Genomic DNA, 24960 nt, shown 5'->3' with positions numbered 1-24960 from the left:
TCGAATTCCGTGCACGATTTCCGAATTCGGAAATCGCCTGCGTTACGGTCGGGGCTTGTCGTCCCAATCCTTGGTCAGGATGCGGTTGGCGTCGCCGTCCAGGTCGTCGAATTGCCGGTGCTTCATCGCCCAGACAAAGGCGATCAGGCCGATGCCGCCCAGAAACAGCGAGACCGGGATCAGGATGCCCAGGATTTCCATTACTTCAGCCTCAATGCGTTCAGGGACACGGTAATGGACGACAGCGACATCGCCAGCGCCGCTGCCAGCGGCGTGGCGCTGCCGACCAGCGCAAGCGGCACCGCTATCACGTTATAGCCGCCCGAGACCACAAAGTTCTCGATCATCCGCCGCACCGCCTGCCGGCTGATCCGCAGCGCATCGGCGATCGGCGCCATGTCCTGGCCCAAGAGCACGATGTCCGACGCCACCCGTGCCGCGTCCAGCGCCGTTGCGGGGGAAATCGACACATGCGCCGCCGCCAGCGCCGCGGTGTCGTTCAGCCCGTCCCCCACCATCAGCACCCGCGCCCCCCCAGAGGTCAGCGCCGCCACCCGCGCGGCCTTTTCGGCCGGCAGCATGGCCGACTGCCATTCGGCAATCCCCAGCCGTCCGGCCAGGGCGGCCACCGCGGCCTCGGTGTCGCCTGACAGCAGGATCACCCGCCGCCCCTGCGCCTTCAGCGCCGCCATCACCTCGGCGGCGCCCGGCCGCAGCCGGTCGGCGAAGGTATAGGCGCGCGGCGCCGATCCGTCGCCGGTGCAAAGATAGCTTGCCGTCACCGGCAAGCCCTCGGCCCCGCACCACTCGGCCCGGCCCAGCCGCACCTTGGCACCCTTCCAGACCCCCTCGACACCATAGCCCGGCACTTCGCGGATCTCGTCCACCCGGGCGGGCTTCAGCCCGCGTGCCCGTGCCGCCTCGGCCAGCGCCATCGCAAGCGGGTGCGACGAGGCCCCGGCCAGCGCGAAGGCCACCTCGGTCGCGGTGTCGGGATGGGCCTCCAGGTTGGTCGCCTCGGGCGTGCCCAGGGTCAGCGTGCCGGTCTTGTCGAAGCAGACCGTGTCCACCTCGGCCAACCGCTCCAGCGCGTTGCCCTGCTTGATCAGCAGCCCCTTGCGGAACAGCCGGCCGCTGGCCGCCGTCACCACCGCCGGCACCGCCAGGCCCAGGGCGCAGGGGCAGGTGATGATCAGCACCGCCGCCGAGATGTTGACCGCGTAGCGCACATCGCCGCCGGTCTTCCACATCCAGAAGCCGAAGGCGCTGAACGACAGCAGGTGCACCAGCGGCGAATACAGCCGCGCCGCCCGCTCGGCCAGGCTGGTGTAGCGGGTCTTGGCGCTTTCGGCCACCGCCACCAGATCGGCCATCCGGTGCAGACTGGATTCCTTTCCCGCTGCCGTCACCCGCACCGTCAGGGGCCCGGTCAGGTTCACCTCGCCCGCACTGACGACGCTGCCCTCACCGGCCCAGACCGGCAGGCTTTCGCCGGTCAGCACGCTGCGGTCCACCTCCGAGGTGCCGGACACGACCACGCCATCGACCGGCATCCGCCCGCCCGGCCGCACCAGCACCAGATCGCCGGCCATCACCTCGGCGATCGGCCGGGCCACCTCGGCGCCGTCCTCCAGCACGATGGCGCGGGGAACCTCCAGCGCCGCCAGCTCCTGCGCGGCCGAGCGCGCGATGGCGCGGGTGCGATGGTCCAGGTAGCGGCCCAGCAACAAAAAGAAGCACAGCATCACCGCCGCGTCGAAATAGGCGTGGTGACCCGACTGCGTGGTTTCATAGAGCGAGATCGACGAGGCCAGGATCAGCGCCAGGCTGATCGGCACGTCCATCCCCAGCCGGCCCACCCGCAAGCTGGCCCAGGCCGACCGAAAGAACGGCTGGCCGGAAAACACCACCGTCGGCAGGGCGATGGCGGCGGAAATCCAGTGGAACAGGTCGCGGGTCACGCCCTCGGCCCCGGACCAGACCGCCACCGACAAGAGCATGACGTTCATCATGCTGAAAAAGGCTACGCCCAGCCGCATCAACAGGTCGCGCGCCTGCCGGTCGGTCTCGGTCGAGGACAGCAGGCCCGGGTCCAGTTCATGGGCCTCGTAGCCCACCGCCTGCATCGCCTGAATCATCTGCGGCACCGTCACCTCGGGGCCGGCATCGACCGACAGCCGCTTCAGCGACAGGTTCAGCCGGGCCGACCGGACGCCGGGCACCGCCTCGGCGGCGTGTTCCAGTGTCGAGATGCAGGCCGCGCAATGGGCGGCAGGCACCGAGAGCATCAGCCGCGCCCCGGCCAGCGCGGCGGCCGAGGCGGCGATGCGTTCGGCCGAAGGGGCGGCGACGCAGGCCGGGCAGGCCGACAGACCGCCGCCGGCCCCGAACTGGGTCTCGACCTCTGCCTCGATCCGCCCGTCCGCGACTGCCATGCCGTCAGCCTCCGACCGTCACCCGCTTGCGCTGCTCGAACAGCGTGCCATCGGCCGCAATCGCCTTGACCCGGACCATCCAGGTGCCGGCGGCCAGCGGCACTTCGGCCTCGTACTGGCCGGCAACATAGGTGAAGTCCGGCGTCACGTCATCCTTCGCCTCGGTCAGGCGACCGATCAGAACCTCAAGCGAAGCGACCTCGACCGCGCGGCCGGTCGCATCGGTGAAGGCGATGGTCATCCGGCCGCGGTCATAGGCGGGCTGCATCGTCCAGCCCAGGGCCTCTTGCGCGCGGCGCCGGGCGTCGAATTCCTGGCTGGCGACGTAGGAATTCGGCACGTCCAGCCCTGGGAAGGTGGCGACCGCCTTCCAGGCCATCACCAGGTTCACTGCGATGATCACCGAAAAGGCGCCCACCGTGATAGCCAGTACGTGGCGGCCGGTCAGTTCTGCCATCCCTCAGTCCCCCTTGCCGTTGAAGATGGTCTCGTTGGCCACCCGGTCGGTGCCGGGCTCGGCTTCGGTGCCCTGATCCTGCACCCAGATCGTTACGTCGGTCCGCTCGGCTTTGGCCGCCTCGCTGTCGGGCCCCGCGGTCATGTAGACCCGGGCCTGCAAGGTTTCGTTCGCCGGCACCAGCAGGCGCTGGTCGGTGGCCCCCTCGACCGTCACGTCCAGTTCTGCGTCGGAGGTGGCCGAGATCGCGAACCAGCGGTCCTCGCCGTGCTTGTTGCGCAGCCGCAGGTCATAGGTGTTGCGGATCGAGCCGTCCGACAGCATCACGAAGGTCGGGTTGCGGACCGGGGTCACGCTGACGTCGATCTCGGTGCGCAGGAACAGCGCCACCACCAGCGCGATGCCCACGCCGGTCCAAAGGACGGTGTACAGGATGGTGCGCACCCGGAAGACGTGCTTCCAGACGCTCTTCGGCGGCAGGCCGGTGCGTTCGCGGGTCTCGTCGGTCAGCGCAAGATAGCCGACCAGGCCATGCGGCTTGCCGATCTTGTCCATCATGTCGTTGCAGGCGTCGATGCACAGCCCGCAGGTGATGCAGGCCAGTTGCTGGCCGTTGCGGATGTCGATCCCCATCGGGCAGACGTTCACGCAAGCCATGCAGTCGATGCAGTCGCCCTGGCCTTCGGGCACCTCGCCCTTGTGCAGCTTGCCGCGCGGCTCTCCGCGCCAGTCGCGGTAGGCGATGGTGATGGTGTCCTCGTCCATCATCGCGGCCTGGATGCGCGGCCAGGGGCAGGCGTAGATGCACATCTGTTCGCGCGCAAAGCCGGCAAAGGCAAAGGTCGTCGCGGCCAGGATCAGCATCGTCGTATAGGCGATCGGGTGGGCGTTGCCGGTCAGCAGGTCCCAAAGCAGGGTCGGCGCGTCGGTGAAATAGAACACCCAGGCCCCGCCGGTGGCCAGGCCGATCGCGAACCACACCGTCCACTTGACCGCCCGCTTGCGGATCTTCTCGAAATTCCAGCCCTGGCGGTGCAGGCGGATGCGGGCGTTGCGGTCACCCTCGATCCAGCGCTCGACCAGGATGTAGAGGTCGGTCCACACCGTCTGCGGGCAGGCATAGCCGCACCAGATCCGGCCGGCCGCACTGGTGAACAGGAACAACCCCAGTCCGGCCATGATCAGAAGGCCGGCGACGAAGTAGAATTCGTGTGGCCAGATCTCGATCATGAAGAAGAAGAAGCGCCGGTTGCCCAGGTCCAGCAGGACCGCCTGGTCCGGCAGGTTCGGGCCGCGATCCCAGCGGATCCAGGGCAGCACGTAGTAGATGCCCAGCATCACCGCCAGCAGCCACCACTTCAGGGTGCGGAACGTTCCGGAAACCCGCCGCGGGAAGATCGGCTCGCGCGCGGCGTACAGGCTGGGCGGGTTGGTATCGGGGGTCGACACGGAACATCTCCGGATTCGTGAATATGTTGACGCCGTGATAAGGCGTCCGGCAGGGAAAGACCACTTTGACCTGCATCAAATTCTCATCGCGGATGTGCATTATCCCGCGATCGGGTCGGAAACGGGCCGATCTGCCACAGTCTGCCGCCGCCTGCCCCCCACAGCCTGCCACCCCCCGACACACCGGCGAGGCTGCACCTGCCGGCGCAGCCCCGTCCTGGTCAGGTCGGCAGCCGCCTCCCTGGGACGCGCGCGAACGCATGGGGCGGAAAGTGCCTGTTCCCGGCGGCGGTTTGTGCACCGCCGGGAACAGTCCAGTTCAGATCATTCGCCGCCGCCCAGGCTGTGGACGTAGTAGGACACCGCGCGGATCTCGTCTTCCTTGAGGCGCTGGTTCCAGTTCGGCATCACCCCGAAGCGGGCGTAGAACACCGTTTGCTGGATCGCCTCGCGGCTGCCGCCATAAAGCCAGACCGCATCGGTCAGGTTCGGCGCGCCCTGCACACGGTCGCCGGTGCCGGCTTCGGTGTGGCACGCGGCGCAGTTCTCGACGAAGACGGTCATCCCGGCTTCGGCCTTGGCCGCGTCATGGTCCTGGCCCGAAAGCTTGAGCACATACTCGACCACATCGCCGATCTGGGTGGCGTCCAGCAATTCATCGACGCCCCACTTGGGCATTTCCGAATAGCGGGCATCGGCATCGGTGGTGTTGCGGATGCCGTGGGTGACGGTCAGGTGGATGTCCTCCATCGTGCCGCCCCAAAGCCAGTCGTCGTCCAGCAGGTTGGGATAGCCCAGCTGCTGCACACCCGCAGCGCCCGCGCCATGGCACTGCGCGCAGTTGGTGCGGAAGACGGCCGCCCCGGCGCGTTCGGCATAGGCCACCAGTTCCGGATCATCCTTGATCGCGTTCAGATCGGTCGCGATCAGCTTTTCCTTGATCGGGCCGTTCTTGGCATCCCACTCGGCGTATTCGGCGTTCACGTCGATCCGGCTGTCCTGCCCCAGCACGCCCTGGGTCGCCCCGGTGATCAGCGGCCAGGCCGGATAGGCGACGGTGTAGCCGACGCCCCAGATGATGCAGAGATACAGGATCCACACCCACCAGCGCGGCAGCGGGTTGTTGTATTCCTCGATGCCGTCCCACGAATGGCCGGTGGTCTCGACCTGGCCAGGAGCGGCCTTCGTCACTTGCTTGGCGCACATCTCACGCCTCCTTGGCCTGGGGTTTCGCGGCTTCCGCAGGACGGCTGTCGTTGCGGAAGATCGAACGTGCGGCGTCGTCCTGCATCTTGCGGGAGCCGGGTCGGAAGACCCAGGCAACGACGCCAAGGAACAGGACGAACATCGCCAGGAGACCCCAGCTGTCGGCCAGTTCTCTCAGGAACGAATAGGTTTCCATCCGTTCCCCCCCTTAACGCGCCGGGTCCGGGGTGAAGGTCTCGAAGTCGACCATCGTTCCCAGGACCTGGATATAGGCGATCAGCGCGTCGGCTTCGGTCAACTCGGGCTGACCGTCGAAGTTGCGCACATTGACGTCCTTGCCGCCCTTGATCGCAGCCGCGCCATAGCGCTCTTGCAGACCGGCCGAGTCGGCCAACGGGTCCGCCTGGGCGGTAAAGTCGGCCAGGGCGTTCGCCACCATGTCGTCGGTGTAGGGCACGCCCACCATCCGGTGCGTCTTGACGACGTCCTGGATGTATTTCCCGTCGATCACCCGGTTGAACAGGAAACCGTAGGGCGGCATCACAGATTCCGGCACCACCGACTTGGCATTGGCAAAGTGGTCCTGATGCCATTCGTCCGAGTAGCGGCCACCGACGCGGGCCAGGTCCGGCCCGGTGCGCTTGGACCCCCACTGGAACGGATGGTCGTACATCGATTCCGCCGCCAGGCTGTAGTGGCCGTAGCGCACGCCCTCGTCGCGCATCGGGCGGATCATCTGGCTGTGGCAGACGTAGCAGCCCTCGCGGATGTAGACGTCCCGGCCAGCCAGTTCCAGCGGGGTGTAGGGACGCATCCCGTCCACCTTCTCGATCACGTTGTCCAGGTAGAACAGCGGCACGATCTGCACCAGGCCGCCAACGGTGACGACCAGAAAGGCCAACACCATCAGCAGGGTGGCATGCGTCTCGATCGCCTTGTGCTTGTCAAGGAAAGCCATCTCACTCCCCTCCCTTATTCAGCCGGAATGGCGGCGTGGGCGTTGGCGGCCGCTTTGGCCGGCTGCGCTTTGACCGTCATCCAGAGGTTGTAGGCCATGATCAGCCCGCCGGTGAGGTAGAGGATCCCGCCCAGGGCGCGAACCACATACATCGGATACTTCGCAGCCACGGTGTCGGCGAAGGCGTTCACCAGGAAGCCGTTCGCATCCACTTCACGCCACATCAGGCCTTCCATGATGCCGGTGACCCACATGGCCGAGGCATAAAGGACGATCCCGATGGTCGCGAGCCAGAAGTGCCAGCTGACCAGTTTCAGGGAGTAGAGGCCGGCCCGGTTCCACAGGCGCGGGGTCAGGAAGTACAGCGCACCGAAGGTGATCATGCCGTTCCAGCCCAAGGCGCCGGAATGGACGTGGCCGATGGTCCAGTCGGTGTAGTGCGACAGGCTGTTGACGGCCTTGATGCTCATCATCGGGCCTTCGAAGGTGGACATGCCGTAGAAACCGATGCTGACCACCATCATCCGGATCACCGGGTCGGTGCGCAGCTTGTCCCAGGCGCCCGACAGCGTCATCAGGCCGTTGATCATGCCGCCCCACGAGGGCATCCACAGGATGATCGAGAACACCATGCCCAGCGTGCCGGCCCAGTCGGGCAGCGCGGTATAGTGCAGGTGGTGCGGACCGGCCCAGATGTAGAGGAAGATCAGGGCCCAGAAGTGCACGATCGACAGCTTGTAGCTGAACACCGGGCGTTCGGCCTGTTTCGGCACGAAGTAGTACATCATGCCCAGGAAGCCGGCGGTCAGGAAGAAGCCCACCGCGTTGTGGCCATACCACCACTGGATCATCGCATCCTGCACGCCGCTGGTGACCTGCACCGACTGGCTGCCGAACCATGACACCGGGATGGCCATGTTGTTGACCAGGTGCAGCATCGCGATGGTGATGATGAACGACAGGTAGAACCAGTTCGCCACGTAGATGTGGGGTTCCTTGCGCTTCATGATCGTGCCGGCGAAGACGGCCAGATAGGCCACCCAGACCAGGGTGATCAGAATGTCGATGTGCCAGTTCGGCTCGGCGTATTCCTTGCTTTGCGACCCGCCCAGCACATAGCTGGTGGCCGCCAGCAGGATCACCGTTTGCCAGCCCCAGAACACGAAGCTGGCCAGCCCGCCGCCCCACAGCCGCACCGCGCTGGTGCGCTGCACGACGTAGAACGAGGTGGTGATCAGGGCGGTCCCGCCAAAGGCGAAGATCACCGCGCTGGTGTGCAGCGGGCGCAGGCGCCCGAAGTTGCCAAAGCCTTGCAGGAATTCGAAATTCAGCCAGGGCCAGGCCAGCTGGCTGGCAACGATCACGCCGACCAGAAAGCCGACAATCGCCCACATCGCCGTCAGGAAGACACCGATCCGGATCAGCCCGTCCCGGTATTCCCCCTGGTTCGCTAGTTTCGGACGGCCCAGACCCCGCAACACCACCAGGAAGGCGATGGCGCAGACGAGCACGATCTCGATCGCATTGACCATGTAGGCCAGATCGCGGGCCTGGGTCATCGCGATCGCGGCAAGAACCGCGACCGCGCCCAGCGCGATCAGCTTCAGGTAATCCCACATTTTTGCGTCCCTTCGTCTTTTTTTGCTGCCCGGCAGACGAAGACCGACTCGACCCCCGGGCAGATTTGTCGACTGTTCCGCTTGTGGGCGGCGACCGCAAGAGTCGCCTTGATCTGCATCAACAAACCCTTTCGGCCCGCTTGACCTCGGTCAACGCGCGGGGTTCCCATGGTCCGTAGCTTGTGCTCAACTCGAACTTCAGGAGGCTTCCATGGCCTACAAATCCTTGCTGACCATCGCCGCTTCCCCCGAGACCGCCGCCCGCGCCGTTGAGGCCGCGGCGATGATCGCCCGCAAGGTGGACGCCCATCTCGATGCCCTGGGCCTGGGCGTCGACCGGACCCAGGTCGGCTACTCCTACGTCGGCTCGGGCGCGGTTATCCTTCAGGTCGCGATGGAGCGTGCCGAGGAAGAGGCCCGCCAGAACGAGGCCGCGCTCAAGGCCGCGATGGCGGCGCAGGGTCCCGATCTGCGCTGGGCGGTGGAATCCGCCGTGTCGCAGATCGGCGCGCTGACCGACCTGGTCTCGACCCGCGCCCGCTATGCCGATCTGGTGGTGCTGCCCAAGCCCTATGGCAAGACGCAAGGCCCCGAGGCCGAGGCGGTGATCGAGGCCGCGATGTTCGAAGGCATGGCGCCGGTGCTGGTGGTGCCGGAAAAGGGCCTGTCCTCTGCCGAGCCCAAGCGCATCGTGCTGGCCTGGAACCAAAGCCGCGAGGCGATGGTGGCGGCACGCCGGGCGATGCCGTTCCTGAAACGCGCCGAACTGGTGACCATCACCGTGATCGACCCGCCGGCGCATGGCCCGGAACGGTCTGACCCGGGCGGCCTGCTGTGCCAGCTTCTGGTGCGCCACGGCGTCAAGGCCGAGGTGCAGGTGCTGGCCCGCACCCTGCCGCGGATTTCCGACGTGCTGGCGCGGCACTGCCGCGACATCAACGCCGATCTCCTGGTGATGGGCGCCTACGGCCATTCGCGGTTCCGCGAGGCAATCCTCGGCGGCGCCACGCGCAACATGCTGGAACAGGCCGAAGTGCCGGTGTTCATGGCGCATTGAACGGCCGCAAAGGCCGCAAGCCGGAAGGGAACCGGAGAGATGCTGCCGCCCGGGAGGTCGCCTCCCGGGCGTCGGTGTTCCTAGCGGCTGGCCCCGGGAACCGGAAATCGCAGTCGATTTCCGTGCACGATTTCCGACTTCGGAAATCGTCTGCGACCCCGGCCGTCAGATCACCGACACCGCGCCGGCGTAGGCCGCAACGATATGCACATCGGCATGCGCCGTCAGGGCCGCAATCTCGCGGGTCTGCTCTTCGCTGAGGCAGCCTTCCTCGGGTGCCGCCGCAATCGCCGCCAGGGCCGCCTCGCGCGCCTCGTCGAAGGCCGTCCGCCGGCCGCCCTTCTCATAGTCATCCCGGCCCTGGCGCTTGAACAGCTTCGGCGTCAGCTGGTCGCGGCAGGTCGCAATGGTATGCGCCGAATCAAGGAAATGCCCGCCGGCGCGGATCTTCATCATCTCGTCCCAGTTCAGCGCCTCCAGCTCCAGACTGGGCTTGCGGATGAACCGCCGCATCATCGCCCCCACCTCGTTGTCCAGCACCGCCTGCACCGGGCTGAACACCGTGGCGCATTCCAGTTGCCCCACGCCGCCCAGGATATCCGCCCCCGCCAGCGCCACCACCTGCGCCAGCAGGCTCCGCTCGGCCATGCCCTGCACATCGACATCCGGCGTGTCCGAGCCTGAGCCGTAGGTATGCGCCACCATCCCCCAGCCCCGCTTCATCAACTGGATCGACAGGTTCGCGGCCTGCAGGCTTTCGACGCAACTTTGCAGCGCCGAGCCCGTCCGCATGTCCAGCGTGAACATCAGCGGCGTGGCGATGACCGGCGTCCCCGGCGCCAGGATATGCGCCATCACCGTCATGCCGACGATCTCGGCCGCCGCCATGATCGCCATCGAGGCTACCGACAGCGGCGCCGTGCCCCCGGACGAGGGCAGCGAGCAGGCATGCAGCGGCACGCCGTATTTCCCCGCCTGGATGATGACGTGGGTGTCCATGAACTTGAATTCCAGCGGCGTGAAGCTACAGGTGATGCAGCTGGTGATCGGGTTGGCGCGCAGGGCCTCCTCGCCCCCCGCCGCGATCGCCGCGATCTTCATCAGGTAGTCGACGTTCTCCCACTGGTAGGGCTGCATCCAGACGTGCTTGCCCGTCCGGCCGACCAACCGGCCGAAGCTGTGGATGTCCGAGGTCTTTTCCGGCACGCCATGCACGAAGGGATGGGCAATGAACCCCACCTCATCCAGCGTATTGGCCACCGCCGCGATCTCGTTCACTGCCGCCAGGTCCATGTTGCGATAGCTGGCGTCGCGCGGGTTCACATAGCCATGCGCCCCGGTCCCGGTGCGCATGATGAACCCCTTGTCCGCCCGCGGCAGATCAATGTCGAAGCGCGCCTCCTTGCCGCCCAGCCGGGCGGTCTTCGGCGTCGCCGCCATCGCCTCGCGGATCAACGCGCGCGGCATCCGGATGCGGTTGGCATCCGCTCCGGGCTTGGCCCCGGCGGCCAGGAACTTCTGATAGGCCTCGGGATGCAGGATCGCCACGCCATAGTCGGCGAGGATGTCCTCGACCCGAGCCTTCAGATATTCGACCTCGGCATCGCTGAGAAAGCCAAAGCCCACCCTCTCGAACCCCTGGGGTTCCTGGCGAAAGGCGTTTGCGGGGTGGCTGGCACGCACCAGGCGCGTGCGCTTTGCGGTCTTTTCGGGTGCGGGTTCTCGTTCCATGGCGGCCTCCCCTCGGGGTCAATGTTGCTCATGGCACACACCGATTAGGCTGACTGCCTGCCGACTTCAGCTCGGCATAAACGTTAGCAGACGAATGAAATGCGTCAACGGGTCTGTTGCCCAGTCGGTTGCCCAATCTGTTGCCCAATCTGTTGCCCAGTCTGTTGCCAGTCTGCCGCCCGATCTGTCGCCCCTTCGGCGGACACGGGTCAGATGGACCACGGGCCCTGCGGCGCTGTACTGGCTTTGCACGCGCATGTCACCAAGGGCATGTTCGGCCTCGCACGGCCCAAGCTTCGACGCGGCGAAGGGCAGAATCGCCTTCTGGGGTTTCGTGATCAGTCCGAAGCTCCGTTCCGCACCGCTGTTCCGCTTCCGATTCCCGGTCCTCAGCCGCCCCCCTCCGCCAGCGCCCCAGGCGCGTCTCGGCTTCGGACAGCACCTCGCAGTCGCGGTGCGACCCGGGTTCCAGGGCAACGACGGTCATGTGCAGGATGCTGCCTCCGCAACGGGCACCCGCGCGACAAGGCCGGTCGCGGCGATCTTCACTTCCTGCGCTTCCTTGGGCGCCAGCCCCGCAAGGCGTCTTCCCGGCCCCTGCGGACGGCTGTTGCAGATGGCAAAGCAGGCGTGAATGTCCTCGACAAGCTGGTTCCAGGCCCTTCGCACAGGGCGCGACCACCTTGCCCTCGTTGGCGGTCTTCTTGTCGTCGCGCCGCCCGCCGATCCACCTCGGCAGGCCCTTGAAGACCTGTTCAGGCACGTTGAACAGCCCTTCGATCGACCCCTTCGACGTCGGGCTGCAAGGCTTGGCAAGGGTCAGGCCGAATGGACCCCGCGCCAGCCAGGACAGCCGCCCCATCGCCTCGGCAAGGGCCGAATACTCGGGCCCGTTGTCCAGATCGACCCGCCCGGCCCACTGGGTGTTGCGCTGGCCCAGGCCGCGAAGCGCCGCCACCGGAAGGCGCGATCCCGCCTGAAGGCACAGCCGGCAAAGCACGTCACCTGCAAGCCGCCGCGCTTTCCGAACCAACCGCTCCGCGATCCCCGTGCGCCGGTCCATGGGCAGGTCGATCCCTGCATCCCGTTCCCGCGTGACCAGCACCCGCGCCGCGCCCTTGACCGACCGTGCGGCAGACGCACGCCTGGCCGCGCCTCCTCTCTCCTGCCGCAGCACCCAATCCCGCAGGGCCGTCTCGGAATGCCGGGGGCGAACGCCCGGGACCAGATGCACATGCGCTGCAACCGCCCGATATGCCACCGCCCGCTTTGCCGGCAGCTTGGGCGCGTCCGGAATCGGCGCGATGATCCGCAGCCGGTCCGCCTGCTCATTCCGTTGCCAGGCCGCGACCAACGGACTGACCCGTCCGCGCGATCACCGGAAGGTCATGACCCTTTCATGGTTTCCCGTCTGCAGCCGTCTGAACGGCGACCTGTGCGGCACCGACCTTGATGCCCCTAGCTGCCGCAGACTTTTCGGCAGGCGCCGGATGCGTCAAGCGGTCTCCCGGACCGTCTCAAGGAAACAGACAAGAGGTGCTTTTGCCTTCGGTCCTGAGCGCTTCTCCACCACGACGTGCCCAGCGTGTTGCCGGACAAGGCCATTCTCTTCGCAGAACGCCTTGAGGGATGAGCCGCGCCTCACAAGCTTGGCTCGAATCTGTTTCAGCAGGCTACCGGAAGGTTCATTCATGGCACGCAGCTTCTCAGGTTCGGGTGGCGTTGTTCACAGTGAACCCCACAGGGTCACGAAGAGACGGTCAATCGTGGAAAGCGCGGCTCAGGTCATTGAGACGTCGAAGGCCCGCTTCCGGGTCAAGACCGACACCGAGCTTGCGGCGCGTCTTCTGATCCGCCGAAGCTCCGTCGCCAACCGGCGCAATAGGGACAGCCTGCCGGACCGATACCGGAGGATTGCCGACGGGCAAGGCAACCGGGCCGCTCAAGCGCAATCCTATGGTGAAATGACTGACGTTGAACGCGCCGCAATGCGGATCGCCGTCATGCGGCTGGTCCACGACTTCGGGGACGTGGCCACTGACTGTCGGGCGTTCCTTGAGAAGTCGATGGCGGCTGCGGCATCATGACAGGTCCATTCGGCGCGGGCCTGCAAAGACCTCTGCAATGAGATGTCCGTTCGGGACTCGGAAGACGCGCCCCCCTGCGCTGCCCTGCTCGCAGACAACCAACAGTCCGCGGCGAGGTGAGTCTTGTCAGCCGTTTCGCTGCTCGGCCCCAGTTCAAACAAAATCAATATCTTAGAAGTCGCGCCCCGGGTAACCGGCGGGGCCGGAATTCCCCAGCCCCAACCCGTTGGACTCAAACGGCAACAAACCCGGCAAAAGGTTCCTCAATCGCCCGCGGCAGGTCCCGAGCAATGGGTCGCGCCTCACGGTTTCCTAACAGAAGGTTAAACCGCCCGGCCAAGTGCTTGATTTCATTCAGGCGACGACGTGTCCCATCATGGGACACTCAGACCAGCATGCCGCCGTCGGTGTCGTCGCCCGCCTCTTCCAGCAGGCGGTCGAAGTTGGGGATGGTCACGTGGCGCTTGCCTTCCAGGCTGATCACCCCGTCCCGCTTCAACGCGCTGATCTGCCGGCTGACCGTTTCCAGCGTCAGCCCCAGGTAGTCGGCCATCTCCTCGCGCGTCAGCGGCAGGTCGACCACCAGTTCCCCCTTGGTCCGCCGCAGGTGCAGTGCCGCGTCACGCCGGGCGATGATCGCCACCAGCGAGGCGATCTTCTCGCGCGCGGTCTTGCGGCCCAGAAGCAGCATCCATTCCCGCGCTGCATCCAGTTCGTCCAGCGTCATCTCCAGCAGGCGCTGCGCGATGTGCGGGGTCGAGGACATCAGGTCCTCGAATGGCTTCTTGCGGAAGCAGCACATCACCACATCCGTCGTCGCCGTCACGTCATAGGCCGCGAGATTCCGTCCCGGCCGCCCGACGAAATCCGACGGCAGCAGAAGCCCCACCATCTGCCGCCGGCCATCCTCCATCGTCTGGGTCAGCGTGGCTATGCCCGTCACGACTGAGGCGACGAAATCCATCCGGTCCCCGGACCAGATGATCGTCTGCCCCGACTGGTAGCTGCGGTAGTACTTGATCTGCTCCAGCCGGGCGAGTTCGTCTGCCTCACAGCGCGCGCAGACAGCACGATGCCGGATCGGACAATCGCCGCATTCCTGGTGCACCGCCGGAAGATCATGCAGGGACATGCCGGGCCTTTCCACGATTGATCTGCATCAAGGCTGCCACTCCCCGACGGCTCTAAAGGTAACCGCATGACAACAGATGCGCAACTCACGCGCCTCGGTCTTTTTGACGCGCGGGTGCCCCGGTATACGTCGTACCCCACGGCGCCCCAGTTCGGCACGTCGATCGGCCCTGGCGACTTCACCTCCTGGATCGAGGCGGTCCCGGAAGGATCCCAGATTTCGCTCTACCTGCACGTGCCGTTCTGCCGGCGCCTGTGCTGGTTCTGCGCCTGCCGCACGCAGGGCACCTCGTCCGACGATCCGGTCATCGCCTATGCCCAGACGCTCAAGGCCGAGATCGCGATGCTGGCCCGGCACCTGCCGCGCGGCGTTACGCTGTCCCGTCTGCACTGGGGCGGCGGGACCCCGACGATGCTTCCGCCTGATGAGATGCGCGCCCTCGCCGATGCGGTCTTTGCCGTGGCCCCCCTGGCCGAAGGCGGCGAGTTCTCGGTCGAGATCGACCCGAACGAGGTCGATGACGCCCGGCTTGACGCGCTGGTCGCCTCGGGGATGAACCGCGCCTCGATCGGGGTGCAGGATTTCGATCTGGAAATCCAGAAGACCATCGGACGCGACCAGACCTATGAGATCACCCGCGAGATCGCCGAGAAGATCCGCGCCCGCGGCGTGAACAGCCTGAACTGCGACCTGCTCTATGGCCTGCCGCACCAGACCAACGCCCGCATAGCCGATTCGGTGCAGAAGCTGCTGACGCTGTCGCCCGACCGGGTGGCGCTTTATGGCTATGCTCACGTCCCCTGGATGAGCCGTCGCCAGCAGATGATCCCCTCGGACGCAATGCCGACGCCGGAAGAACGGCTCAGACTGTTCGAGACGGCCAGCAAGCTGTTCCTCTGGGACGGCTACGAAGAAATCGGCATCGACCACTTCGCCCGCCCCGACGACGGCCTTGCCGTCGCACTCAAGGCTGGCAAGCTGCGGCGCAACTTCCAAGGCTACACCGACGACACCGCCTCCGCCCTGATCGGCCTCGGCGCCTCGTCGATCAGCCGCTTTCCGCAGGGCTTTGCCCAGCACGCCTCGGGCACCTCGGAATACACCAAGGCAATCCGCAGCGGCCAATTCCCCACCCACCGCGGCCACGCTTTCGCCGGCGAAGACCTGCTGCGCGCCCGCATCATCGAGGCGTTGATGTGCGACTTCCGCGTCGACCGCCGGGAACTGGTGCGCGACTATGGTGTCACCCCGGGCTATGTCGACCAGATGTTCCGCGATGCCGCTTCGGGCTTCGAGGACATGCTGAAGATCGAGGATGGCGTGCTGATCATCCCCGACCGCGCCAAGCCGCTGACCCGGATGGTCGCCCGCGTCTTCGACGCCTACGACCAGTCCAAGGCCCAGCATTCGGCCGCGATCTGACCGCAACCCACCCGGGGGGCCAGCCCCCCGGACCCCCGGGATATTTTCAGACAGATGAAAATGAGAGGGCTTTCCCGTTTCATCTGTCCACAAATATCCCACGGGGGTGCGGGGGTGTGAAACCCCCGCCACCCGAGGCGGCGCGGGGAACCCGCGACGTCGAGACGAAAGGCCTGCGGCGCGCCTTCGCGCCGCTCTGCCGGATCAACCCCAGTCACCTGGCAGTCAGGCAGGCTTCGGCCCCAGGCCTTCGATCAGCGCAATCAGCTTCGGCAGGCAGACCGACTTCAGGTCATAACGGTCGCGCACCGTCTTGCGGGCATTGGTGCGCAGGGTTGCGAATCGTTCGGGCTCGGACAGCCCCTCGATCAGCGCCTGGCTCCAGCCCGCCACGTCGAAGAACCCGACCAGCCGCCCGTTGAAACCGTCGCGCAGCACCTCTTCCACCGGCGGCACCCTGGCGCCCACCACCAGACAGCCCGCCGCCATCGCCTCGATCATCGACCAGGACAACACGAAAGGATAGGTCAGGTAGGCATGCACCCGGCTGAGCTGGATCAGGCTCAGGAACTGCGCATAGGGCACCTTGCCCAGGAAATGCAGCCGGCCCATGTCCAACTGGTCGCGCACCTCGTCCAGGATCACGTCCTTCCAGCCCTTGCCGCCCTTGGGCGGCGCGCCATAGCTGACCTCGTCGCCGCCGACGATCACCACCTGTGCCGCCGGTCGTGCTGCCATCACCTTTGGCAGCGCGCGCATGAAGATGTGATAGCCGCGGTAGGGTTCCAGGTTGCGGTTCACGAAGGTCAGCACCTCGTCGCCGGCCTTCAGCACCTGGCCCGACGGCAAGGTGACCTTGGCCGCCGGGTTCGGCGCCACCGTCTCGGTGTTCACCCCGTCGAAGATCACGTCGATCATCGCCCGCAGCGGCGCCGGATAGGTCGAGGCTTGCCAGAACGTCGGCGCCAGCCCGCGGTCGGCGTGCAACAGCGCCTGGCCCAGATGCGCCGTTCTCCCTTGGGCGATCATCACCTGATCGAACGACGGCGGGCTGAATTCCCGGTCAAAGCCGACGTCGGCGCCGCGGCCGCGGTAGTAGAACTCGGCGTAGACCAGCAGTTTCGCCTCGGGCCAGACATCTTTCAGGAACAGCGTCTCTCCCCAGCCGGAATGACCGACGATCACGTCGGGCACATAGGCCTCACGCTCGCGCAGTTGCTGGGCCGCACGGGCCACGGTCACGCCGCGGTCGGACATGGTGGTGTAGTTGCGCCCCAGCCGTGTGGCCGCCGGATCGACCTTTTCGGCCTTGTGGGTGTAGCGCCAGGTCGGAACCTGCGAGCTGCGGGTGTTGGCCGCATCGGTCAGCGCCCGGACGTCGTGGCCACGGGCCGTCAGCGCGGGGGCCAGATGCAGGAACTGGCCGGGGAAGTTCTGGTGAACGAACAGGATCTTCATGCCGCCCCCTTCTCGGGCAGGGCGAAGGCCGCCGCCAGCAGGGCGCGGGTATACTCGCTTTGCGGCGCCGCGAACACCGCCGCCGCTTCGCCCGCCTCGACCACGTCGCCCGCCTTCATCACCATCACCTTGTGCGACATCGCCCGCACCACCCGCAGGTCGTGGCTGATGAAAATGTAGGCGAGGCCCCATTTCCGCTGCAAGGCCCGCAGCAGATCGACGATCTGCACCTGCACCGTCATGTCCAGGGCCGATGTGGGTTCATCCAGAACCACCAGCTTGGGCCGCAGGATCATGGCGCGCGCGATGGCGATGCGCTGGCGCTGGCCGCCGGAAAATTCGTGCGGGTAGCGGCCCATCATGGCGGGGTCCAACCCCACCTCGGCCATGATCTCGGCCACCATCTCGCGGCGGTTGCGGCCGGGATCGACACCGTGGACCCCCAGTCCCTCGGCGATGATCTGTTCGGCGGTCATCCGCGGAGACAGGCTGCCGAAGGGATCCTGGAACACGATCTGCATTTCCCGGCGCAACAGGCGCAAGGTGGCGCGGCCGACGGTGGTGATGTCGCGGCCCAGAAAGCCGATGCGGCCTTCGGACCCGATCAGCCGCATCACCGCCAGCGCCAGCGTGGTCTTGCCGCTGCCGGATTCGCCGACGATGCCAAGGGTTTCCCCGGCGCGAACGCTGAAGCTGGCCGCGTTCACCGCCTTCACATGCCCCACCGTCTTGCGCAGAAAGCCCTGCTGAATGGGGAACCAGACCCGCAGGTCGCTGGCCCGGGCGATTTCCGGTGCCTCGGCGGCCACCGGGTCGGGCAAGCCCTTCGCCTCGGCGGCCAGCAGTTTCCGCGTATAGGGGTGCTGCGGATTGGCAAAGACCGTGGCCGCCGGGCCCTGTTCGACGATCTCGCCGCCCTGCATCACGCAGACCCGGTCGGCGATGCGGCGGACGATGTTCAGATCGTGGGTGATGAACAGCAGGCTGAGGCCTTCGCTGGCCTTCAGCCCGGCCAGCAGGTCCAGGATCTGCGCCTGGATGGTGACGTCCAGCGCGGTGGTCGGTTCATCCGCCACCAGCAGTTCGGGGCCATTGGCCAGCGCCATGGCGATCATCACCCGCTGGCGCTGGCCGCCCGACAGCTGGTGCGGATAGGCCGAAAGCCGGCTTTCGGCCTCGCGGATGCCGACCTTCTGCAACAGATCCAGGATGCGCGCCCGCGCCCTGTCGCCGGTCAGCCCCTGATGCAGCGCCAGGCTTTCGCCGATCTGCCGCTCGATCGTGTGCAGCGGGTTCAGGCTGGTCATCGGCTCTTGAAAGATGAAGCTGATGTCGTTGCCGCGCACCGCCCGCAACTCGGCCCCGGAGGCCCCGCGCATGTCGCGGCCCTGCCACAGCACCTGCCCTGACACAGTGGCGCTGTCGGACAAGAGGCCGACGGTGGACAGCGCCGTGACGGATTTTCCCGATCCGCTTTCGCCCACCAGCGCGACGGTTTCCCCCTTGGCCACGGTGAAGCTGACGCCCTTCACCGCCGGAATCACCCGTCCATCCTGGGAAAAGCTGACCGACAGGTCGCGGACATCCAGGATGGTCATCGGAAGGTCTTCCGCGGGTCGAAGGCATCACGCACGCCCTCGAAGATGAAGATCAAGAGCGTCAGCATGGTGGCGAAGGTGAAGAACGACACCCAGGCCAGATGCGGCGCCTGCAGGTTCTGCTGCGCCTGCCGCGACAACTGCCCCAGCGAGGGCGATGACGACGGCAACCCGAAGCCGAGGTAATCGAGCATCGCCAGCGACCCGATCGCGCCGGTCACCAGAAAGGGCATCATCGTCAGGGTGGCGACCATGGCGTTCGGCAGCATGTGGCGGAACATGATCTGCCAGTCGGGCACGCCCAAGGCCTTGGCGGCGCGGACGTACTCGAAGTTGCGGGCCCGCAGGAATTCGGCCCGCACCACGCCCACCAGCGAGGTCCAGCCGAACAGCACCATCAGGGCCACCATCAGCCAGAACGACTTGGCCCAGACGGCGGTGAGGATGATGATGACATAGATCGACGGGACAGAACCCCACAGCTCGATGATCCGCTGGAAGATCAGGTCGGTGCGGCCGCCGAAATAACCCTGCACCGCGCCGGCCATGATGCCGATCACCGCGTTCAGCGCGGTCACGATCAGCGCAAAGGTGACCGACAGTCGAAAGCCGTAGATCACCCGCGCCAGCACGTCGCGGCTGGTGTCGTCGGTGCCCAGCCAGTTCTGGTCGGTCATCGGCCCCGGCACCGCGCCGCCGGTGTTGACGATGGTGTTGTAGCTGTAGGGGATCGGCGGCCACAGCAGCCAGCCCTTCTGGATCGGCTCGCCCAGGGCGGTGCCCTTCGTCTCGGCCTCAAGCCGGATGCCCTCGGGGTCGTCCCAGCAGTCCAGCGATCCGCCGGTGACGATCAGGCACTGCACCTCGGGCGTGGTGTAGTTCGCCTCGGTCCGCAGGTCGCCGCCGAAATCCTTTTCGGAGTGGAACCGCAGGAAGGGCATGTAGTAGCCGTCCTGATACTTCACCAGCAGCGGCCGGTCGTTCGCCAGCAACTCGGCGCAAAGCGACAGGCCGTAGAGGACGATGAAGACCCACATCGACCAGTAGGCCCGCCGGTTGGCCTTGAAGTTGCGCCAGCGGCGCTGGTTCAGGGGCGACAGCGCCATGCTCAGCCCGACCGCTTTTCAAAGTCGATGCGCGGATCGACGAAGACATACATCAGGTCGGACAGGATGCCGACGACAAGGCCAATCAGGCCAAAGGCGAACAGCGTGCCGAACATCACCGCATAGTCGCGTTCCACCGCCGACTTGAAGCCCAGCTGCCCCAGCCCGTCCAGCGAGAAGATCATCTCGATGATCAGCGACGATCCGAAGAACACCCCCAGGAACAGCCCCGGGAACCCCGCGATCACGATCAGCATCGCGTTGCGGAAGACATGGCCATACAGCACCCGGCGTTCCGACAGGCCCTTGGCGCGGGCGGTCATCACATACTGCTTCTTGATCTCGTCCAGAAAGCTGTTCTTGGTCAGCAGGGTCAGGGTGGCAAAGCTGGAAATCAGCTGCGCCGTCACCGGCAGGGTGATGTGCCACAGGTAATCGGTGATCTTGTGCCAGAGGCTGAAGTCCTCCCAGCCCTCGGAGGTCAGCCCCCGCAGCGGGAACCATTGCCAGTATGACCCGCCGGCGAACAGCACCATCAACAGGATGGCGAACAGAAAGCCGGGAATGGCATAGGCCGCGATGATGATGCCCGACGACCAGGTGTCGAAGCGGCTGCCGTCGCGCACCGCCTTGCGGATGCCCAGCGGGATGGAAACCAGATAGGCGATCAGCGTCGACCACAGACCCAGCGAGATCGACACCGGCATCTTTTCCACCACCAGGTCGATCACGCTGATGTCGCGGAAATAGCTTTCGCCGAAGTCAAAGCGCAGATAGCGCCACATCATGATGCCGAAGCGTTCCCAGAACGGGATGTCTTCCTTCATGCACTCCGGGGCCTTGATGGTGGGTTCGCCCACATAGCCCGGCGCGCAGACGATGCGGGCAAAGCCGAACTGCACCTCAAGCTTGGCGCGGAATTCGGGCGACAACCCGCGCCCGCCGATATAGCCCTCGCCCTCGGCGCCGCCGCCACCGGCATCCTTCTGCGCATCCTCGCCGCCGCCCAGGTTCTTGATCGCGTCGCCCTCGCCCTCCAGCCGGGCCTCGATCTGGTCCAAGGGGCCGCCGGGGACGACATTGGTCAGGGCAAAGTTGATCAGCATGATCCCGAACAGCGTCGGGATCACCAGAAGCAAGCGTCGAAGGATATAGGCGCCCAAGTCCCTGCCCGTTTCTTGTGGTTATTGGAAGACGCCCCTGGCCTTCAGCGCCTCGCCGTTTTCGGCGTTGTACCACCAGAAGCCGGTCTCGCCCAGCGCATAGGGCGGCAGCGGATCGGGGTGTTCGTACATGTCGTAATAGGCCACCCAGTGGCTGGCCTTGTACCATTGCGGCACCCAGAACCCTTCCGCCCGCAGCACCCGGTCCAGCGCCTTGGTCGACACGGTCAGCTCATCCTTGCTCTTGGCCGCCAGCACCACTTCGATCAGCCTGTCCACCGCGGGCGACTTCAGCCCCATGATGTTGAACACCGACACATCGGCGGTTTCCGAGCCGTAGAACTGCTTCAGTTCCGGCCCCGAGAAATAGCCCGACCGCGCGTTGTCGGTGATCATGTCGAAGTCATAGGCCGGGTTGCGGGTGCGCACTTCGTATTGCGCCTGGTCGATGGTTTCCAGCCGGGCATCGACCCCCAGCGCGATCAGGTTTTCCACATAGGGCGCAATCACCCGGTCGAACTGCGGGTTCGAGTTCAGGATTTCCAGCGTCAACAGCTTGCCGGCCGCATTGCGCCGCTTGCCATCGTCGCCGGCGACCCAGCCCGCCTCGTCCAGCAGGGCCGAGGCGGCGCGCAGGTTCTTGCGGTCAAGCTGGCGGTCGGCGCCCGAGGTCGGGGCCATCACCGCCGGGTCGGTCAGGATCGCGGCGGGCAGCAGGCCCTGGTCCACCAGCGGCTGCAACATCGCCACCTCTTCGGGCGAGGGCGTGCCGGTCGCCTCGAGCCACGAGTTTTCCCAGACGGAATCGATCCGCTCGTACAGCCCGTAGAACAGCGTCTGGTTCGACCAGTCAAAGTTGAACATCAGCCGGATCGCCTCGCGCACCTTGGGGTCTTGCCAGGTGGTCCGGCGCAGGTTGAACATGAAGGCCTGCCCGCTGGCCTTGGCGCCCGAGGGCAGTTCGACCTTGACCACGGTGCCGTCGTTGATCGACGGGAAATCGTATTGCTCGGCCCATTGCTTGGACGAGGTCTCGATCCGGAAGGCATAGGTGCCGGCCTTGAACGCCTCGAAGGCCGAATTCGGGTCGGCGAAGTATTCATACCGCAGCACGTCGAAATTCGACTGGCCCTTCATCACCGGCAGATCGCGCGCCCAGTAGTCGGGGTTGCGGCGATAGGTGATGGTCTTGCCGATGTCGATCTTGTCGGGAACATAGGCCCCCGAGCCCAAGAGCGGCGTCATCGACGATTCCTCAAGGTCCAGCTTGTTGGCCACGTAATGCGCCTTGGAAAACACCGGCAGACCGCCCACGTCCTGTGGCAGGTCGCGTTTCGGGAAATCGGCCTTGAAGGTGAACTTGATGCTCAGCGGGTCCAGCACCTCGGCCTTTTCCACCTCTTGCGCCAGCACGGTGCGATAGTCGGACAGGCCCTTGGTCAGGAAGGTCTCATAGCTGAACATCACGTCTTCCGCCGTCATCGGCGTGCCGTCCGAAAACCGGATGTCGTCGCGCAAATGAAAGATCACCCAAGACCGGTCTTCGGGGTATTCCATGGTCTTGCACAGCAGGCAGTAGCTGGCGCCGATCTCGTCATAGGTGGTGGTCAGCAGCGATTCCAGCATGATGCTGGACCCCACGGCGGCGCGGCCCTTCACCGAGAACGGGTTCATCGAATCGAACCCGCCCATGGCCCACTGGCTCATCTCGCCGCCCTTGGGGGCATCGGGGTTGACGAAGGGCAGGTGCGGATAGTCGGCCGGCAGCTCCAACTCGCCAAAGGTCGAGATGCCATGCGAGGTGATCACCGTCTCGGCCCGGGTCGGGGCGGCCGCCAAGGTCAGCGCCGCGGCCAGAAGCCATCCCCCGACACTTGCCCGCCGCGCCGCCTGCCTGCCTGCCGTCATCATCCCCTCCGCCGACCGAATTCCGCTGCCATTCAAGATGGTAGAGCGGCCCTTGTCGATGGGAAAGGCGCGAATGCGTGAGGCTTTGGTGAGGAACGGCCAAACCGGCCGCGCCTGGCCGTGCGGATCAGTTCAGCGACGCGAGATAGGCAATGACATTGGCGCGGTCCTGCGGTTTCGGCAGGCCGGCAAAGGCCATCTTGGTCTTGGCGACATAGTCCTTGGGGCTGGTCAGAAAGGCGTTCAGGTTCTCGGGCGTCCAGCTGTCGCCCGCCATCGCCAGCAGGCCTGCGGAATAGCCGAAGCCCTCGACACTGGCCTTCGGCCGGTCGACCACGCCGTCCAGATGCGGGCCGGTGCCGTTCTTGCCGTCGATCTTGTGGCAGGCCTTGCACTTGCCGAAGACCTTTTCGCCCGCCGCCGGATCGGCTGCGGCAAACAGCCCGGCAAAATCGGCGCCGGCCTCGGCTGCGTCCGGCGCCGCCTCGGCCGGGGCTTCCGTCGCCTCGGCGGCGGTGCTATTGGCCTCGACCGGGGCTTCGGCCGCGGCGTGGTGGGTTTCAGGCACCCCATAGATGCCATCCGAGGCCCAGCCGATCAACAGAAAGGCCAGAAGCGACCCGCAGGTCCCGCCCACCACCTTGGTGATAGTCATCGTGTCGAACATATCGCTTCTTGTCCCGGAACAATTATCGGCGATGTATGTATTCATTTCCCCCTGCCCTGCGCAAGGTGCAGCACGACAATCATTCGCCCCGCGGCTGCGCGCTGCGCCGCCGGGCCAATCCAACGGAGCCTACTCGAGATGACTGCCACGCCCACCGGCCGGATCGCCTTTCAAGGAGAGCCAGGGGCCTATTCCCACCAGGCCTGCCGCCAATCGCGCCCCGGAATGGAGGCGCTGCCCTGCGCCACCTTCGAGGACGTGATCGACATGGTCCGGTCGGGCGAGGCAGATCTTGGCATGCTGGCGGTCGAAAACTCGACCTATGGCCGGGTGGCCGACGTGCACACCCTGCTGCCACAAAGCGGGCTGCACATCATTGAAGAGGCCTTCGTTCGCGTCCACGTCAACCTGCTGGCCGTGAAGGGCGCGAAACTGTCCGACGTGCGGCGGGTGCGCTGCATGTCCATCCTGCAGGGTCAGGCGCGCGGCTTCATCCGCACGCACGGCCTGGCCACGCTGAACTGGCACGACAACGCCGCCGCCGCGCGCGAGGTCGCCCGGCTGGGGGACAAGGCCGAAGCGGCGCTGGCCAGCGAACTGGCGGGCGAAATCTATGGTCTCGATGTGCTGGCCCGGCAGATCGAGGACCAGCAAAACAACACCACCCGCTTTCTGGTCATGAGCCGCACCCCCGACCATGGCCGCCGCGCGCCGCACATGATGACGACCTTCACCTTCCGGGTCCGCAACATCCCGGCGGCGCTGTACAAGGCGATGGGCGGCTTTGCCACCAACGGCGTCAACATGACCAAGCTGGAAAGCTACATGGTCGGCGGCAGCTTCACCGCCACCGAATTCTATGCCGACATCGAGGGCCACCCCGACGACCCGGGCGTCGCCCGCGCGCTTGAGGAACTGCGCTTCTTCTCGAAGGAGGTCGACATCCTGGGCGTCTATCCGGCCGATCGCGCCCGCGACTGACCGGCCTGACCGGCCTCAGCCCCGGCTGCGCTGCTCGGCGCGCCAGCGCTCTTCGATCAACCCGGCCAGGCGGCCGGCGGTCACGTCCAGCCGGCGCTGCAGCCGCCCGCGGGCCAGCCGCATGGATTGCAGCAAGAGCCGCGCCGCCAACGTGCGCGGACGCACTTCGGTCATCACCGTGATCCGCGACCGGCGCGGCGACAGCGCGATCAGCTCGACCCGCATCTGGCCATCCAACGACGGGCTTTCCAGGCCATAGACCAGCAGGCTTCCGGGCTGCAACTCTTCCAGCCGAACGGTCATCCGACGCGGTTTTCCGCGGTAGGCGAACCGCAGCCGCCAGGCCATGCCGGGGCCGGGGCTGCGCAGCCGGTCGGTGCGCTCGACCTCGGCGCCGCGGCGCATCGCCATGCGCTCGAAGTGATCGAACTCCATCAGATAGGCATCGACGAAATCAAGCGGCGCTTCGATGTCCTGTCGGGTGGTGAAGTGCATGATCTTTCCGTTCGCCGCCGGCGCCTTGATG

At 66.1% G+C, this 24960-nt stretch carries 22 protein-coding genes; 4 read left to right on the top strand and 18 right to left on the bottom strand.

All coding sequences use genetic code 11. From position 1 onward, the window contains the following. Positions 1–42: 42 nt before the first annotated feature. From ccoS to ccoN, 8 genes are all read right to left on the bottom strand, one after another. Positions 43–201: a cbb3-type cytochrome oxidase assembly protein CcoS gene (ccoS, locus tag LHP98_RS15745; protein WP_227253498.1), complete on the bottom strand. Its 159-nt coding sequence runs from the start codon at positions 199–201 to the stop codon at positions 43–45. Next, positions 201–2435 carry a heavy metal translocating P-type ATPase gene (locus LHP98_RS15740; protein WP_227253497.1) on the bottom strand — a complete coding sequence of 745 codons (2235 nt, stop codon included), beginning with the start codon at positions 2433–2435 and terminating at the stop codon, positions 201–203. The genes ccoS and LHP98_RS15740 overlap by 1 nt, the downstream gene beginning before the upstream one ends. Positions 2436–2439: 4 nt before the next feature. After that, positions 2440–2892, bottom strand: a complete 453-nt coding sequence (locus tag LHP98_RS15735) for a FixH family protein (RefSeq protein WP_227253496.1) — start codon at positions 2890–2892, stop codon at positions 2440–2442. Positions 2893–2895: 3 nt separating this feature from the next. Then, positions 2896–4341: a cytochrome c oxidase accessory protein CcoG gene (gene ccoG, locus LHP98_RS15730; protein ID WP_227253495.1), complete on the bottom strand. Its 1446-nt coding sequence runs from the start codon at positions 4339–4341 to the stop codon at positions 2896–2898. Positions 4342–4665: 324 nt separating this feature from the next. Then, entirely contained in the window at positions 4666–5547 is an 882-nt protein-coding gene (gene ccoP / locus LHP98_RS15725) for a cytochrome-c oxidase, cbb3-type subunit III (protein WP_227253494.1), read from the bottom strand. Between the two features lies 1 nt (position 5548). Then, complete coding sequence (locus LHP98_RS15720) at positions 5549–5743, bottom strand: cbb3-type cytochrome c oxidase subunit 3 (RefSeq protein WP_227253493.1); 195 nt, start codon at positions 5741–5743, stop codon at positions 5549–5551. Between the two features lie 12 nt (positions 5744–5755). Further along, positions 5756–6505 (bottom strand): cytochrome-c oxidase, cbb3-type subunit II, encoded by a 750-nt coding sequence (gene ccoO, locus LHP98_RS15715; protein WP_227253492.1) that lies wholly within the window; start codon positions 6503–6505, stop codon positions 5756–5758. Positions 6506–6519: 14 nt separating this feature from the next. Further along, positions 6520–8124 carry a cytochrome-c oxidase, cbb3-type subunit I gene (ccoN, locus tag LHP98_RS15710; RefSeq protein ID WP_227253491.1) on the bottom strand — a complete coding sequence of 535 codons (1605 nt, stop codon included), beginning with the start codon at positions 8122–8124 and terminating at the stop codon, positions 6520–6522. Positions 8125–8335: 211 nt separating this feature from the next. Between ccoN and LHP98_RS15705 the strand changes: the two genes are divergently transcribed. After that, positions 8336–9181, top strand: coding sequence for a universal stress protein (locus LHP98_RS15705; protein WP_227253490.1), 846 nt, complete (start codon positions 8336–8338; stop codon positions 9179–9181). Positions 9182–9346: 165 nt separating this feature from the next. On the opposite strand, the gene LHP98_RS15700 is transcribed toward LHP98_RS15705, so the two are convergent. Together LHP98_RS15700 and LHP98_RS15695 are read right to left on the bottom strand one after the other, a co-directional pair. After that, positions 9347–10912: a trimethylamine methyltransferase family protein gene (locus LHP98_RS15700; protein ID WP_227253489.1), complete on the bottom strand. Its 1566-nt coding sequence runs from the start codon at positions 10910–10912 to the stop codon at positions 9347–9349. A 259-nt stretch (positions 10913–11171) separates the two neighbouring features. Further along, entirely contained in the window at positions 11172–12266 is a 1095-nt protein-coding gene (locus LHP98_RS15695; protein WP_227253488.1) for a hypothetical protein, read from the bottom strand. Between the two features lie 337 nt (positions 12267–12603). On the opposite strand from LHP98_RS15695, the gene LHP98_RS15690 reads away from it, so the two are divergent. After that, positions 12604–12999, top strand: coding sequence for a helix-turn-helix domain containing protein (locus LHP98_RS15690; RefSeq protein WP_227253487.1), 396 nt, complete (start codon positions 12604–12606; stop codon positions 12997–12999). Positions 13000–13384: 385 nt separating this feature from the next. Here the strand turns inward: LHP98_RS15690 and fnrL are convergent, their stop codons facing one another. Further along, positions 13385–14131 (bottom strand): transcriptional regulator FnrL, encoded by a 747-nt coding sequence (gene fnrL, locus LHP98_RS15685; RefSeq protein ID WP_227253486.1) that lies wholly within the window; start codon positions 14129–14131, stop codon positions 13385–13387. Between the two features lie 66 nt (positions 14132–14197). Here fnrL and hemN point away from each other — a divergent pair, with 66 nt between their 5' ends. Continuing rightward, positions 14198–15553, top strand: coding sequence for an oxygen-independent coproporphyrinogen III oxidase (gene hemN, locus LHP98_RS15680; protein WP_227253485.1), 1356 nt, complete (start codon positions 14198–14200; stop codon positions 15551–15553). A 225-nt stretch (positions 15554–15778) separates the two neighbouring features. Here the strand turns inward: hemN and LHP98_RS15675 are convergent, their stop codons facing one another. The 6 genes from LHP98_RS15675 to LHP98_RS15650 all read right to left on the bottom strand — a co-directional run bounded on the left by LHP98_RS15675 (position 15779) and on the right by LHP98_RS15650 (position 23453). Next, positions 15779–17011, bottom strand: a complete 1233-nt coding sequence (locus LHP98_RS15675; protein WP_227253484.1) for a glycosyltransferase — start codon at positions 17009–17011, stop codon at positions 15779–15781. Further along, a complete protein-coding gene (locus tag LHP98_RS15670; RefSeq protein ID WP_227253483.1) occupies positions 17008–18609 on the bottom strand; it encodes an ABC transporter ATP-binding protein in 1602 nt (533 codons plus the stop codon). The genes LHP98_RS15675 and LHP98_RS15670 overlap by 4 nt, the downstream gene beginning before the upstream one ends. Further along, on the bottom strand, positions 18606–19715 hold the full coding sequence (locus LHP98_RS15665) for an ABC transporter permease (protein ID WP_227253482.1): 1110 nt from the start codon (positions 19713–19715) through the stop codon (positions 18606–18608). Before LHP98_RS15665 ends, LHP98_RS15670 begins: the two co-directional genes overlap by 4 nt. Before the next feature lie 2 nt (positions 19716–19717). Beyond that, positions 19718–20878: a microcin C ABC transporter permease YejB gene (locus tag LHP98_RS15660; protein WP_227253481.1), complete on the bottom strand. Its 1161-nt coding sequence runs from the start codon at positions 20876–20878 to the stop codon at positions 19718–19720. A gap of 21 nt (positions 20879–20899) precedes the next feature. Continuing rightward, positions 20900–22786, bottom strand: a complete 1887-nt coding sequence (locus LHP98_RS15655; protein WP_227253480.1) for an extracellular solute-binding protein — start codon at positions 22784–22786, stop codon at positions 20900–20902. Positions 22787–22913: 127 nt separating this feature from the next. Next, positions 22914–23453 (bottom strand): c-type cytochrome, encoded by a 540-nt coding sequence (locus LHP98_RS15650; protein ID WP_227253479.1) that lies wholly within the window; start codon positions 23451–23453, stop codon positions 22914–22916. Between the two features lie 138 nt (positions 23454–23591). Between LHP98_RS15650 and LHP98_RS15645 the strand changes: the two genes are divergently transcribed. Next, entirely contained in the window at positions 23592–24434 is an 843-nt protein-coding gene (locus LHP98_RS15645) for a prephenate dehydratase (protein WP_227253478.1), read from the top strand. A 15-nt stretch (positions 24435–24449) separates the two neighbouring features. On the opposite strand, the gene LHP98_RS15640 is transcribed toward LHP98_RS15645, so the two are convergent. Then, positions 24450–24929, bottom strand: a complete 480-nt coding sequence (locus LHP98_RS15640) for an SRPBCC family protein (RefSeq protein WP_227253477.1) — start codon at positions 24927–24929, stop codon at positions 24450–24452. Between the last annotated feature and the right edge of the window lie 31 nt (positions 24930–24960).

It is taken from the genome of Rhodobacter sp. Har01 (genome assembly GCF_020564565.1).
Lineage (GTDB): Bacteria > Pseudomonadota > Alphaproteobacteria > Rhodobacterales > Rhodobacteraceae > Pseudogemmobacter.
Note: the sequence above shows the minus strand (reverse complement) of the source record. Positions and strands in the feature narration are given on the sequence as shown.